We start from the raw sequence: 13,047 nt of genomic DNA on the forward strand, positions 1-13,047 counted from the left end.
GATAGGAGGATAGGGAGTGGAGGAGATAGGGAGAATCAAGAGTAATTTTTGTATAATCTTTTCTTCTCCACCCCTCTGCCCCTCTGCCCCTCTGCCCCCCTGCTCCCCCTGCCTCCCCTGCTTTCCTATGGTGTTATGCCAACACGCTGGAGGGCTTCACGGATTGGTGCTAAGTGACGATTATGATCGACTCTTACCAATTCAGTAGAGTTGTACAAGTTGCTGAGTAGTTGGTTATTTTGTAACTGATTTAACTTGAGGAAGGCGTTGATGATTTTTTCTCTGTCGGTAGCAGGAACATCATCATCAATGGCGATGCCGTGAGCTGGTACACCGGAGATTTTGTGCAGTACGCGCAATTGATTCTTTTCTGCTGCGGTAATATACGGAGGGTTAAGAGCATATTCAGATACAACTGCTACATCAGCCTGACCCCGTACCACTGCTTGCAATGCTTTGCTGTAATTGCCACCGTAGGCAACTTGTCCAAAGAACCCATCCAAGCGATCGCGATCGGGCACGAATCCCTGTTTTACCAACTCGCTGACGGGAAAAATAAAGCCTGAGCCAGAAGTGGGGGAAGTAAAGGCCATTCTTTTGCCCCGCAGTTGTTCTAGGGTTGCTTTAGGAGTATTTTTGGTTGTGAGGTTACTCTTGTTGGGAACAACAAATATTGAGTTGTAAGTGTATCTTCCCGAATAAGTAGGGCGGACTTCGGCTAAGTACAGCTTTGCATTTGCCAATTGTTCGGCTTTCAAAGCCGGACGGCTGCTTAAGAAAGCTGCATCAGCCCGATTCGCTCTCAAAGCTTCTACAGCAGCTGTATCATCACCAATCTGTGCTTTGACTAGAATTCCTAACTCTCTTGATAAAAAAGCTCCTACGGCATTTGCTTTATTTTGCAAGTCTGCGGTATCAGAACGACCGGGAAATACAACTGTCAAAGTCTTCAGCTTTTGGGCAAGTAAGCGTGATGCCTGTTGATTAGCGGTGGGGTTAGCGCTCCTCGCCTGTACACCCCCAACTGTGCTGACCGCTAAACTTGTAAGCGCTATCAATGCCCCGCCAGCACCCAACAAGCCCTTTTTACTCACACTCATTTCCAACTCTCCATTAGGAACAATTCGCAGTATTTTTGCAAATTAATTTCAACTATTATCTAAAAAAGATTTATAGCTTTTAAGTGCAAAAGTCAATATAAATTGTGTGAAAGCTCGTTGAGAGTGCTGACTATTCGCAGTTAACAGTCAAAAACTTCAAATCTTCCCAATCCCCAATTTATTTCTTGGAGTTTCCTTAATTGTTTGAGGTCAGAGAATATTACTATATAAAACAATACTTTATGAATCTTAATAATGACTGGAACTACACAGCCGCTTGCAACTATAGCTACTTTTGAAAAACTTGTGTGGACTTGGCAGGGTCAAACCCTCTTACCTTCTGCCCTACCCTTTGAGAATGCTTTCAGCAAACGGGTTCGGTAGTCGCCCAGACGCTCGGTCACGTAGCGTCTTTGACAGGAGAAGACTCGCGCAATGCTTGCGCTAACGACGGCAACCCTTACGGGTGACGCTCGTGATGCTTGATGACTCGCTAACGCTGCGCTAACGGCAGTTTCTCTACTTGGGGAGACCCCAAGACCGGACTGCCTCACCGCCAAGACAGTAGCTGTCTCACCTCCTGCCTTGTCATAACGATAAATATTTACGCCGACCTACTTAATGCAAAACAATACAGTAAGCGATCGCCAAATTTTACTAAAGAGTTCTAAAATCAACATAAGTTTGATTAGTAATAACGCTTTTTAGTGAAGCGTGATAAAGTTTTTATTAATCACAACCACACAAACAAAGCATGAAGCGTAACCTAGTTTTTATTAGTTACGGCGAGAGAGACAAAGGATGGTTGGAAAAACTCCAGGACATGCTCAAACCAACCTTGCGGGGAGAGAAAATTTTAGTTTGGGATAACACACAAATCCCACCAGGTTCTCTAAGGGACGATGAAATTAATAATGCCTTAGCAACTGCAAAAGTAGCTGTGTTAATGGTGAGCGCGAATTTTTTAGCATCTGACTCTATTGCAGAGTATGAACTACCATCACTACTAGCTGCTGCTGCTCAGAAACACTTGAGACTTATTTGGATATATTTGAGTGCTTGTGAAGTGCCAAAAGAGATTAAAGCTTATGAGGCAGCGCATGATACTTCAAAGCCACTAAATCGCTTAGAACCAGCAGAGCAAGACCAAGTATTGCTAAGTATTTGTAAGAAAATTAAAAAAGCAGCAATTGCCCCAATTTACTCTACTTCATCTAGACAATATCAAGAAGTTATTAATAAATCAGAACCATTAAATAAGCAGTCTAATCCAAAGGTTTCTCGCCAGCAACTGCGACCAACTTCTTCCCAACGACCAATTCAGACACCAGCAATCAACACACAAAAAACAATAGCAAGACCACCTATAACTCGACTATCTATTTCAACAGTCGATAATGCCGTTGCTGTTGGTAAAAAGATATGGTTTATCCTATTACCTCTTGTAATTATCTGGTTTTTTGTAGGAGCAATTAATCAGTCATTTATTTCAAATATTAATAGTACTCAGGTTCTCATTGTCCTGATTATCTCGGGTTCCTTAGGAGGTTTCTTCAGCGGCTTAGCTGCATGGATAGCATGGTGGCGGATAGTAGTAGCCCGTCGTTCAGTTCAATGGGAACAGGCCCTGTTGTGTTCAATTATCGGACTTATTGGTGGGGCTATTGGTTGGGCTATCATAGGAAATACTTTAAATAATCAAGGTGGCAATCTCCGAGAGTATGGACACGTTTTCGGGTTGTTCTTTGGCTTAATTGTGGTAGTTGCAATCCTTGGGTGGCTTAGTCTCAGACCCCCTAGAACCTAGACTAAAAACAGTGTGTACAAAAATTTGATTAGTATAGAAAAACTTTATTTTCATAAATTTTATCTAGTGCTTTGGCTACGCTCATCGTATGGGTACAAACTCGTAGCCAGTAGCAGGGTTTTTACTAGGGCGAACTTCTACTAGTTGAATTGAACTATTGCGATCGCCAGAAGACAAAAATTTAATAACTCCAGAAGCACCATTTGCAGAAAAGTTTGATGCAGAAAGCGCCTGTTGAACACCAGAACGAGTTGGATCGCGCTTAAGTGCAGCTATTAGAGCCTGTGTGGCATCATAGGAAGTGGCGGTGCGCCAATTGACTTTACCTTGCCAAAGCTTTTGAGAACTGGCAGAAAAATCTGATGCGGGATTGCCGTCAATGTGCCAAGCTACTGCTACCACCAAACCAACTCCTGCTTCACCACCATCTGCCAAAATTTTTGGTGCATAAACATCATCTCCCCCTAAGAGGCCTAACCGTTTTTGATTAGCCTGAATAACCAGCAGCACTTTGTCGAGCATCCCAGTGTTTGCTGCTAACATTAGTACCTCTGTTTTCCTTGCCAGGGCCTGTTCTATGCTCTTACGAGCACTAAAACTAGGAGCAGATAAGTCAAACTCTAACTCTTTGTCAACTTGTCCTCTATTGGCTAATACTTCCTCAATAAACTTAGACTTGAGAGACATGCTGTATTTACTTTGGGAATTGAAGAAAACTGCTGCTTTCTGCTTTTTCAGCTTAGTAACCATGTGCTTGGCTAATTCCTTTGCAGCAATGGCATCATTAGGAACAGTGCGAAAAACATAGTGACTGAAGTCTGAAAGTGTAACAGCGGTACTCACAGGAGAAATTGTCACCAGCTTTCCAGCATCGTACTCTTTACCTGCTTCCAAGGTAGAACCGCTAGAAAAGTGACCTATAACACCTAGCACTTCAGGATTGTTGACTAACTCTGAGGCAATTTGCCGAGCTATTTTTGGCTCATCATCATCGTTGGCAACGATCACTTTGAGTCGTGTTCCATTAATACCGCCAGCTTGATTAACTTCATTTTGAGCTTGAGCTACCCCACGTAAGATTTCTAAAGCACCGTTTGCATCGCTACCAATGGGTACTGTTACTGCGATCGTATATACGTTTTGATCGCTCATTATTCGAGCGTTATTCAGATAAATTAAAGTTTCAGGCGCATTTCTATATTCCTGGATTGCTGCCTCGAATTCAATAGCAGCTTCTGCGTATTTACCTGCTGCCATTTCCTCGATTCCTTTCTTTTTTGTAGCCTGGAAATCTTGGTTTTGAATACCTGTTTCCTCTTTTGGTACCAAAATTTTATTCCCAAAACTCAGCCGCTCTTCCACAAAGGTTGAGTTAGGAGTTATTTCAGGCGTTGCTATGGAAGTTGTTTCTGGTGTTGCTATAGGAGTTGTTTCTGGTGTTGTTGTAGGAGTTATTTCAGGTGTTAAAGAAGAATTTTGTAAATTATTTGAATTTGATAAGCTTGTGTTTTCAATTACCTTTACAGATATAGCACTAATGACCATAACTGTTGAAGCAATTACTATCGGATAAAAATGGTTACTAAGTTTTTGCATAATCTATTTCCCAACAAAGTGATTTTAAATTTTCACTTTTCAATAATTTCAAATAAATGAAACAAAATTACCAAGATAAATGCTAATGCTCCAGAAAAAATTGCTAACATAACTATCACTAATAACCCTGCTTGTCCTGCTTGTAAGACCCTCTCAAATGGAATACTACGCGGCAAAAATAAGAAGGTAAGAACTGATGAACCTAGAGCAATTCCCAAAAAAGAATATTTTTCCAATGATGGGCTATTTTTAGCAAAATATCCAAATATGAAACCTGTTGAAATAACCAGCCAGAATGTAGTACCAAGCCACACTGTTCCTAAAATACTGATTAGGAAGATAGCCAACAACCAATTGCCAGTCCCTAGAATTGCTGCCTGACGCAGTAATTGCATATAGTTTAACTGTGAGTCTTTCTCTGGTACCGATGACCCTAGAAATGAACGTTCTTCAAAATGTGGAGTTTCTAAGAACTTCTCGGAAATGCCAGTTGGTTGGGGTTCGTGAATTGGGACTACCCTCACCTGTAACGAGTCTTGCGCTAGTTCGGGTTCTTGAATTGGGACTGCGTTTGGCTGTGAAGAAACTTGCGTCGGCAGAGGTTCGTGAATTGGCACTGCGCCTGGCTGTGAAGAAACTTGCGTTGGCAGAGGTTCTTGAATTGGCACTGCGCTTGGCTGTGAAGAAACTTGCGTTGGCAGAGGTTCGTGAACTGGCACTGCGCCTAGCTGTGAAGAAACTTGCGTTGGTTGGGATGTAATGACTACTTGCCCTGACGGAGTTGCTACCGAGTTAAGTGATGCTAGCGAAAATCTAGCTAGTAGTGGTTCAAGAGCTTGTAAAGCTTCGGTAGCAGACTGATAACGGTCTTTGAAATGGTAGCGAACCATTTTACCAAGGATAGCTGCTAGCTCCTCGCTAACTTGGGCCCAGGGTTGCCAGATTATCTCTCCTGTTTGAGAGTCTTCCTGAAACTGACTTGGATTTAAACCTGTTACTGCTTGGATGCCAATGATCCCTAAAGCATAGATATCGCTGTTGGGGCGAGGGTTGCCTCGCCCTTGTTCCGTTGGCATATAACCTGGTGTACCAACAGCAATAGTGACATTGCTGTTGATCTGACCTGGTGTCAATATCTGAGTCCTAATTTGTTTGACAATGCCAAAGTCAACCAGTACGAGTTTATTGTCTTGGCGTCGTTTAATGATATTGTCAGGCTTGATATCTCGATGGATGACTCCAAAGCTATGAACAAATTGCAGAATGCTTAAGACTTCTTGAAGCATCTGACAAACTTTACTTTCAGACCAACGTTGACCTGGCTGAAGTTCATCGATCAGCGGATAGCCATCAATCCAATCTTGAACTAAGTAAAATTCCTGTTCTTCTTCAAAGTAAGCTAAAAGCCTGGGAATTTGGTCATGTATGCCTAGTCTTTCCAGGGTTTGAGCTTCGGTAAGAAACAGACGGGTAGCATTCGCCATAAAGTGGGAATCACTACTGGCAGGTGTCAGATGTTTGACAACACATACAGGATTGCCAGGTCGGCGTGTATCTTCAGCAATATAAGTCTGACCAAATCCGCCTGTTGCTAAGGTGCGAACTATCAGGTAACGATTATCTAGTAAATCGCCAGGTTTAGGTGCATTCATAATCATTTTGGCAACGTAAACAATTTATCATCAATTGATAGCTACAACTGTTTTGTTCGGCTAGGCAACAGACTCTTTGTTAGCGGGATTGGAGTAAGTTAAAATAACCTGATTTTCAGGGTCTAGACCTATCTTGAGTTGATCCCCATCTTTGAGAAGATGTCCCTCTCGCGAGTCAATTGGTCTATCGTTGATCCAAATACGATTGGTGCTAAGTTTTGTACCGTCACCGTCGTAGATGCGATAGTTTTCTCCTTCCTTGTTTAAAACGGCATGATGCCAGGAAATCACATTCCATCCTGAGCCAGTCAAATCTATATCTGACCAGTCGCGATCGCGCCCTATTCGGTAACTGTCCCCTTGGAGATTCAATTTCAGCACCACACCTTGTGGATTTTTCAGTTCTACATAGGTGGTTTGCAGACTACTCATCAGTGTTGCTGGGCGGTATATGTGGCTGACGCGAGATGGTGTAATAACCTGTAAGGGTGGGCTTTCTACCTCTTGTTCAATTCGAGGTTCTTCTACTGTGTCAGGTGTTGGATATTCTGCGTATTCTGTAGATGCAGCTGCCTTAGAACGACTTTGTTTTCGTAAATTGACAAATAATAGTACTGCCGTAGTACCCGCTAGAAAGCCACCAATAGCTATTAGCCAAGGGGTATAGTCAGTTTTATCCCAGTTGTCTGCAATCTTTTGCTCGCTGTCACGAATCAGCTGATCTATTTCCGAGTGTTGCGGAAAAAGTCCCTTAACCGCTTCAAACTTTGTTTTTGCTCCCTTGTAATCTTGCTTCCAGTATAATTCCAAACCCTCACGGTAAAGGCGATCAATCACGCCTTGTTCGTTTACAGTGCCAGATCGTCTAATGGATTCCTGAATTGCACCTGTAGGTATAGCAAAAGGAACGAAAGCGCCTTTGTCTTTATCTGTACCAGCAAGTGTAATCATGCCAACCACTTCACCTTGATTGTTCAGTACAGGACTACCTGAACTTCCTCCAGCAGCTTGTGCATCAAGTTGGAGAACTGAGGCGTTATTTTGTAGCTTTTTATTTTTATTTGATATTTTACCCTCATTCACCGAAGCTTCAAATATTGACTGCGTTTTTAGCTCAAAACCAAGATCCGCAGCAGTTGGATATCCAATCACTAATACATCATCCAATAACTGAACTTTATCAGAATCTCCTAACTTGAGAACTGGCGCATTTTTGGTTTCAATCTTAATAATTGTAACGTCCTGATTTCCTCCAGCTATACCTAGCTGCTTGGTTTCAAAAGGAAAAGGTTCTTCGCTGTTTGCCAGAAGTACATAGTTATAAAACTGAAAATCCCCATCATTTTCCACCTTCTTGTATATTTGTCTCTGTATGTTTTTCTCATCTACTTTTGGATAATCAGCCTTTATCTTTTCAGCTAATTTATTTGAAATGCCTTCTTTACATTTGTCTTTCCCATCTTTAACCGCTTCTACTACATGTGCGTTAGTTACTATGTAACCATTAGGGTTAACAAAATAGCCCGAACCCACAGCACCATCTGTAAAGGAATAATATTTATTATTGTAATTATATTTACCAAAACAACCAGCGCCAATACGTACGACAGATGGCTTGGAGAACATTCCTAATTTCTGGTTCCAGCTTGGCTGGGAGTTTTGAGCAAAGGCCATTTGAGCTTGAATCAGAGCAGGAGCAATGAAAAAGGCGGCAAGCTTTATACGCATTATGTCTATCCTCTGGATGTGATGGCGAAAAACGCTATGATGCAATCTCAACAGCCGAGTCTAGCTTTACGGGAACAAACACTTTAGTTCTTTGTACTTGTGTAATACAACTGAAATCATCTCAGCTTTATTACATTAAATACTATGAACTTATCCCACTATTCTAAAAATCCCTACTTCTTTGTAAGAAAATGTGCTTGAAAAACTTGATTTTTCGTTTTTATTTATCAATAAGGTTAAGCTTTTTAGCAGAAATTTTATTAGTGGGATAGGTTCATGTAGAAAAAAAGCTAAAATCCTTTAGTAATTACATACACTTAAACTCGGCAACAAGAAACTATAGCTGACACAGACTTTACAGCACCAAAGGATATAAGTTTTGACTATTATGGCTACAGCAGCTTACTTCTCAACTAAAAAGGTAAATAATGGTTTATTTACCTGTAATTTCTCTATTAATTAGCAGCACGATTATACCATGTTCTTTACTTCGCGTTCCAGCCTATCTTGACAAGACCGTATATTTACATAAATTTAGATTTATTCTAACTTGCTTTACTCAACTCGAAAGTGCAGAGTAAGTAGTTCGGCGTAAATAGCCTAAATATTTGTTGTAGTTAGGATAAGTCAGGAGGCAGTAAGAAAAAGAATTTTAGCATATTTTATCTTTGTTTATATAGTTTGATTTTTTTTACCGACTTACTTAGTTTCAAAATCGCATTTTGTCCTTAATCATTTGAGGTCAGAGAATATTACTATATAAAACAATACTTTATGAATCTTAATAATGACTGGAACTACACAGCCGCTTGCAACTATAGCTACTTTTGAAAAACTTGTGTGGGCTTGGCAGGGTTATAAAATTCAGTATACCGTCATGGGTACGGGACGACCTCTGGTATTAGTTCACGGTTTTGGTGCTTCCATTGGACATTGGCGCAAAAATATCCCAGTTTTAGCAAACGCTGGCTACAAAGTTTTTGCCTTGGATCTTTTGGGCTTTGGCGGTTCTGATAAAGCGCCAATTGATTACAGTGTAGAAGTGTGGGTAGAACTGCTGAAAGATTTTTGGGCAACACACATCCAAGAACCTGCCGTGTTTATTGGCAATTCCATCGGCGCATTGTTAAGCTTGATAGTACTAGCAGAACATCCAGAAATTGCTGCTGGTGGTGTTTTAATTAACTCGGCTGGTGGGTTGAGTCATCGTCCCCACGAGCTAAACCCGCCTCTACGCATTGTAATGGCAGCTTTTAACAGAGTAGTGCGATCGCCAATTACAGGTAAATTAGTCTTTAACCGCATCCGCCAAAAAGCCCAAATTCGCCGTACTCTCTACCAAATTTACCGCGATCGCACAGCTGTAACTGATGAATTAGTCGATTTACTTTACAGTCCCGCTTGCGACCCCGGAGCGCAGCAAGTCTTTGCATCTATCCTCACAGCACCCCCTGGCCCGACTCCAGCGGAACTATTGCCCAAAGTCGAACGTCCATTGTTAATCATTTGGGGTGCTGCCGATCCCTGGACACCAATTGCGGGGGCTAAGATTTACGAGGAGGCAAGTCAGAATGGCAAAGAAATCAAAATTGTTCCCATTCCTAACGCTGGTCATTGTCCCCACGATGAAGTTCCAGACATTGTTAACGCCCAGATTATCGATTGGCTAGACCAACTTTGACTAGGATTTGGAGGTGTATGGGGGGGATTATATAGAAGCAAATTTCTCCCTCACACCCTTCTGGATTCAAAGGAGTAGAAATATAGCTAAACAATCTGGGTAAGTAATTCTGAATTTTTTTATTGCACCTTGACAAAATCAAACTCAGGTGGTGTGTAATGGAGCTTGATATGTGTAAGAAAGGGGCAATTCCCTTAAGTGAGCATCCAGATTTTTCTGAGCTAGGCTATGAAGTTATCCGAGAACTAGGACGCAACCATGAAGGAGGACGTGTTACTTACTTGGCTAATGTCTGCAACTCCACTCAGCAGGTAGTGATTAAAGAGTTCAGTTTTGCTAATGCAGGTGTTGACTGGTCAGGTTTGAAAGCCTATGAACGCGAAATTGAAATTTTGCAACGACTTAATCATCCGCGCATTCCGCGCTATGTAGGTTCTTTTGAAACGTCAATAAGTTTTTATCTAGTGCAGGAGTATAAAAACGCTCTATCTTTAGGGTTACGACGCAGTTTTAACCCTAAAGAAATCAAGCAAATAGCTCTATCAATCTTAGAAATTTTGGTTTATCTGCAACAGCTAGTCGATCCAATTATCCATGGCGATATTAAACCAGAAAATATTTTGGTTGATGAGCAACTGAATGCTTACCTGGTTGATTTTGGTTTGGCTCAGATACAGGATACAAAAATGGCTTTCAGTAGCTTGGCAGCAGGCACCCCAGGTTTCATGCCGCCAGAGGAACAGTTGGGGCATTGCATCACCCTGGCTTCAGACTTGTATAGTTTAGGGGCAACACTGATTTGCTTACTCACTGATATCCGTTCTGTTGATATTGGTAAATTAGTGGATGATAATTACCGATTTAACTTCCAGAAATTAGTTCCGCAAATTAATCCGCGTTTTAAGTCATGGTTGATGACAATGGTGGAACCCAACCAGAAATATCGCTATACCAATGCAATTATAGCTTTAGAAGTAGTTAAGCCTATTGAGGTTACGGGTACTGCCACAGCGATAGAAACTTTCATGACTGCCATAAAATTTAGAAAGCAAACTACTATGTTGGTACTAGCCATTATTGGTATGTTTGCAGTGGCGGCAACAACTTTGATACTCTCCCAGCAAGGTGGTGTAGCGCAGCAGTTACAGGAAAGCCAATGTCAAGGTTGTAATCTGTAACCTAATTGTTGACTTCCAGCAACCCAGACGGTGGAGTGATTTCAATCCGACGAGTTTGTAAGTCTACCACGGGTGCGATCGCTTTCACAAAAGGAATCAAAACAGTTTTTTGTCTTTTGTCCTTTGCCATTTGTCCTTGTTCACTAGCCAATGACTGGTGTAACTCCACTTCCAACAAATCATTACCAGCGGGAATCACATCTACCACCACACCTACCAGTTCCCCAGAGGCTTGCATGAAGACTTCCAAACCAATCAAATCGCGGACGTGATATTCATCTTCACCCAACTGTGGGCGATCGCTTTCTGGTACCATCAACTTACAACCGCGCAACTCTTCTGCTTGGTTGCGAGTTTCCACACCAGCTAATTTGATGACATATAGGTTTTTGCCGTCCTGGTAACGTCCTGCCAACAATTCTATGGGTTGCGGTTCTGTCTTACCCGGACACAATAACCAACGTTTTCCCGGCACCTCAAATCTTTCAGGGAAGTCTGATTCAGGATAAACCCGTAATTCCCCAGACAAGCCTTGAGGTGCAACAATTTTACCTATTTCTAGCCATTCATCGGAATTGGTCATTAGTTATTAGTTATTAGTCATTAGTTATTCTCCACGTCTGTTTATCTCCCCCTGCTACCCCTGCTTCCCCTGCTACCCTACTCCGTCACTCAGCACTCACTATGCACTCACTACCGCCCGTTGATAAACTTGTTCAGCCACTTTTGCTAAACGTTGCATCCCAGTAACTATCTCCTCATCGCTACCGGTGAGACTAATGCGTACACATTGGTGCTTGTGCTGCCACTCTTCCTGCAAACCGGGGAAGAAGGTACTACCAGGCACAACAATTACACCAACTTGCTTAAGTTCCTGGTACAACTCCCAATCAGTAATTGGTAGATCCTGTAGCCACAACCAAGCAAAAATTGCGCCTTCACCACGATGGAGAAACCAAGGTAAATTCTTGGGCATTGCCTCATCTAAAGTATTTTCTAGAACAGTGAACTTATTCTGGTAAAAGGGACGAATCACTTGTTCGGCAATTTGTACAAGCGCCCCAGAATTTATAGCACGAGCTGCGATCGCTTGCCCATAGCGTGATGAATGGAGACTAGCATTTGTCTGAAATGACTCTAAAATTTGAATCAGCCTTTCATGCCCAATAGCAATACCAATTCTTTCTCCTGGTAAGCCTGCTTTGGATAAACTCGTACAATGGATGATATTTTCCCCAAATATCAGTGACATATCAGTGAAATTCAAAGCGGGGAAAGGAGGGGCATAAGCTGAATCAATTAAAACTGGCACATCGTAAGGCGCAGCTAGGGCAGCAATTTTTCTCACTTCTTCATCGGTGAGGACATTGCCTGTAGGGTTACAGGGACGAGAGAAGATGACGCAGCCAGTGTCATCTGTAATTGATAGTTGGCTGAAGTCGGGGCGATACTTAAATCGATGGGCAGAGGAATCGATATCTAGAGATGGTTTGTAGGCAATTAAAGCTTCTGGAACCAAACAGATACCACCATAACCGGTGTAGTCAGGACTCAGAGGCAACACAATTTGCTTGAGTTGGCCGCTGCTGGTGTAGCCACCAAAGCAATTGGCAGCGTAAAAATACAGGGTTTGACTGCCGGGAGTGATTAAGATGTTACGCTCAGTTAAGTTTAAACCATAGCGTTTGTTAAAGTCGTTGGCGATCGCTTCAATTAATGGCGCATAACCCTGACTTGAACCGTAACGACAAACTACCTCACCATATTCTGAGCTAGCCAGCAAATCTGCCGTGCAATCTCGCCATAACTGCTCTACTTCTGGCAAAATCAATGGGTTGCCCGCACTCAAATTAATTAATTCCTGCCCCCCATTAGATTGCAACGTTTCGATAATGTCCTTCATAATTGCTCGCACACCAGTTAGGTTGGACATTTGAGCGGCAATTTTTGTCAGGGCAGGGTTCATAAGCAGTGCCAAAGTAGAGGTAACAGAGAGGTTGATACAATTATGAGTTGATTGCAGCAGATTGATATCATTTTCAAGGTCTGCCGCCTGTAACTAATGTACCAATCTCACAATAAAATGCAATTTTATAATTAATTTGCAAAAAATTTCCACAACTACTGTTCGATATAAACTCATTGAGGGTAGGGAGTGGGGAGATGCTCACAAGTGTAGGTTTTTAATCAAGCAATGAGTAATGACTATAAAACTAACGCTCTAATCATCATTTCTTCTACCCCTACACCCTTACACCCCCACACCCTTACACCCTAAAACCAGGGTTTTAGGAACAAAACGTAA

Annotated in this window: 11 protein-coding genes; 5 read left to right on the forward strand and 6 right to left on the reverse strand. The window is 42.0% G+C overall.

The window, feature by feature from the left end:
* Positions 1 to 125 precede the first annotated feature (125 nt).
* On the reverse strand, positions 126 to 1,100 hold the full coding sequence (locus RMY31_RS09130) for a phosphate/phosphite/phosphonate ABC transporter substrate-binding protein (RefSeq protein WP_322659523.1): 975 nt from the start codon (positions 1,098 to 1,100) through the stop codon (positions 126 to 128).
* Between the two features lie 255 nt (positions 1,101 to 1,355).
* On the opposite strand from RMY31_RS09130, the gene RMY31_RS09135 reads away from it, so the two are divergent.
* Entirely contained in the window at positions 1,356 to 1,484 is a 129-nt protein-coding gene (locus RMY31_RS09135; RefSeq protein WP_409877808.1) for a hypothetical protein, read from the forward strand.
* A gap of 370 nt (positions 1,485 to 1,854) precedes the next feature.
* A complete protein-coding gene (locus RMY31_RS09140; protein ID WP_322659525.1) occupies positions 1,855 to 2,907 on the forward strand; it encodes a toll/interleukin-1 receptor domain-containing protein in 1,053 nt (350 codons plus the stop codon).
* Between the two features lie 81 nt (positions 2,908 to 2,988).
* Here the strand turns inward: RMY31_RS09140 and RMY31_RS09145 are convergent, their stop codons facing one another.
* Positions 2,989 to 4,236, reverse strand: a complete 1,248-nt coding sequence (locus RMY31_RS09145; RefSeq protein WP_409877809.1) for an ABC transporter substrate-binding protein — start codon at positions 4,234 to 4,236, stop codon at positions 2,989 to 2,991.
* A gap of 67 nt (positions 4,237 to 4,303) precedes the next feature.
* Here RMY31_RS09145 and RMY31_RS09150 point away from each other — a divergent pair, with 67 nt between their 5' ends.
* A complete protein-coding gene (locus RMY31_RS09150; RefSeq protein ID WP_409877810.1) occupies positions 4,304 to 4,480 on the forward strand; it encodes a hypothetical protein in 177 nt (58 codons plus the stop codon).
* Positions 4,481 to 4,535: 55 nt separating this feature from the next.
* Here RMY31_RS09150 and RMY31_RS09155 read toward each other — a convergent pair whose 3' ends face one another.
* Both RMY31_RS09155 and RMY31_RS09160 read right to left on the reverse strand, forming a co-directional pair.
* Entirely contained in the window at positions 4,536 to 6,155 is a 1,620-nt protein-coding gene (locus RMY31_RS09155; protein ID WP_322659529.1) for a protein kinase domain-containing protein, read from the reverse strand.
* A gap of 60 nt (positions 6,156 to 6,215) precedes the next feature.
* A complete protein-coding gene (locus RMY31_RS09160) occupies positions 6,216 to 7,883 on the reverse strand; it encodes a trypsin-like peptidase domain-containing protein (RefSeq protein WP_322659531.1) in 1,668 nt (555 codons plus the stop codon).
* 787 nt (positions 7,884 to 8,670) lie between these two features.
* Here RMY31_RS09160 and RMY31_RS09165 point away from each other — a divergent pair.
* On the forward strand, positions 8,671 to 9,564 hold the full coding sequence (locus tag RMY31_RS09165) for an alpha/beta fold hydrolase (RefSeq protein ID WP_322659533.1): 894 nt from the start codon (positions 8,671 to 8,673) through the stop codon (positions 9,562 to 9,564).
* Positions 9,565 to 9,722: 158 nt separating this feature from the next.
* Positions 9,723 to 10,742, forward strand: a complete 1,020-nt coding sequence (locus RMY31_RS09170) for a serine/threonine-protein kinase (RefSeq protein WP_322659535.1) — start codon at positions 9,723 to 9,725, stop codon at positions 10,740 to 10,742.
* A 1-nt stretch (position 10,743) separates the two neighbouring features.
* Here the strand turns inward: RMY31_RS09170 and rimM are convergent, their stop codons facing one another.
* Both rimM and RMY31_RS09180 read right to left on the reverse strand, forming a co-directional pair.
* Positions 10,744 to 11,325 carry a ribosome maturation factor RimM gene (rimM, locus tag RMY31_RS09175; RefSeq protein ID WP_322659537.1) on the reverse strand — a complete coding sequence of 194 codons (582 nt, stop codon included), beginning with the start codon at positions 11,323 to 11,325 and terminating at the stop codon, positions 10,744 to 10,746.
* A 99-nt stretch (positions 11,326 to 11,424) separates the two neighbouring features.
* Entirely contained in the window at positions 11,425 to 12,708 is a 1,284-nt protein-coding gene (locus RMY31_RS09180) for a valine--pyruvate transaminase (RefSeq protein ID WP_322659538.1), read from the reverse strand.
* Positions 12,709 to 13,047 lie beyond the last annotated feature (339 nt).

Source organism: Dendronalium sp. ChiSLP03b (genome assembly GCF_034531165.2).
Taxonomy (GTDB): Bacteria; Cyanobacteriota; Cyanobacteriia; order Cyanobacteriales; family Nostocaceae; genus Dendronalium; species Dendronalium minutum.

Excerpts from the sequence above, each read along its gene's own strand:
- RMY31_RS09160 (WP_322659531.1), bottom strand. The coding sequence starts at position 7,883 with ATGCGTATAAAGCTTGCCGCCTTTTTCATTGCTCCTGCTCTGATTCAA.
- RMY31_RS09140 (WP_322659525.1), top strand. The coding sequence starts at position 1,855 with ATGAAGCGTAACCTAGTTTTTATTAGTTACGGCGAGAGAGACAAAGGA.
- RMY31_RS09150 (WP_409877810.1), top strand. The coding sequence starts at position 4,304 with ATGGAAGTTGTTTCTGGTGTTGCTATAGGAGTTGTTTCTGGTGTTGTT.
- RMY31_RS09155 (WP_322659529.1), bottom strand. The coding sequence starts at position 6,155 with ATGAATGCACCTAAACCTGGCGATTTACTAGATAATCGTTACCTGATA.
- RMY31_RS09135 (WP_409877808.1), top strand. The coding sequence starts at position 1,356 with ATGACTGGAACTACACAGCCGCTTGCAACTATAGCTACTTTTGAAAAA.
- RMY31_RS09165 (WP_322659533.1), top strand. The coding sequence starts at position 8,671 with ATGACTGGAACTACACAGCCGCTTGCAACTATAGCTACTTTTGAAAAA.
- rimM (WP_322659537.1), bottom strand. The coding sequence starts at position 11,325 with ATGACCAATTCCGATGAATGGCTAGAAATAGGTAAAATTGTTGCACCT.
- RMY31_RS09180 (WP_322659538.1), bottom strand. The coding sequence starts at position 12,708 with ATGAACCCTGCCCTGACAAAAATTGCCGCTCAAATGTCCAACCTAACT.
- RMY31_RS09170 (WP_322659535.1), top strand. The coding sequence starts at position 9,723 with ATGGAGCTTGATATGTGTAAGAAAGGGGCAATTCCCTTAAGTGAGCAT.
- RMY31_RS09130 (WP_322659523.1), bottom strand. The coding sequence starts at position 1,100 with ATGAGTGTGAGTAAAAAGGGCTTGTTGGGTGCTGGCGGGGCATTGATA.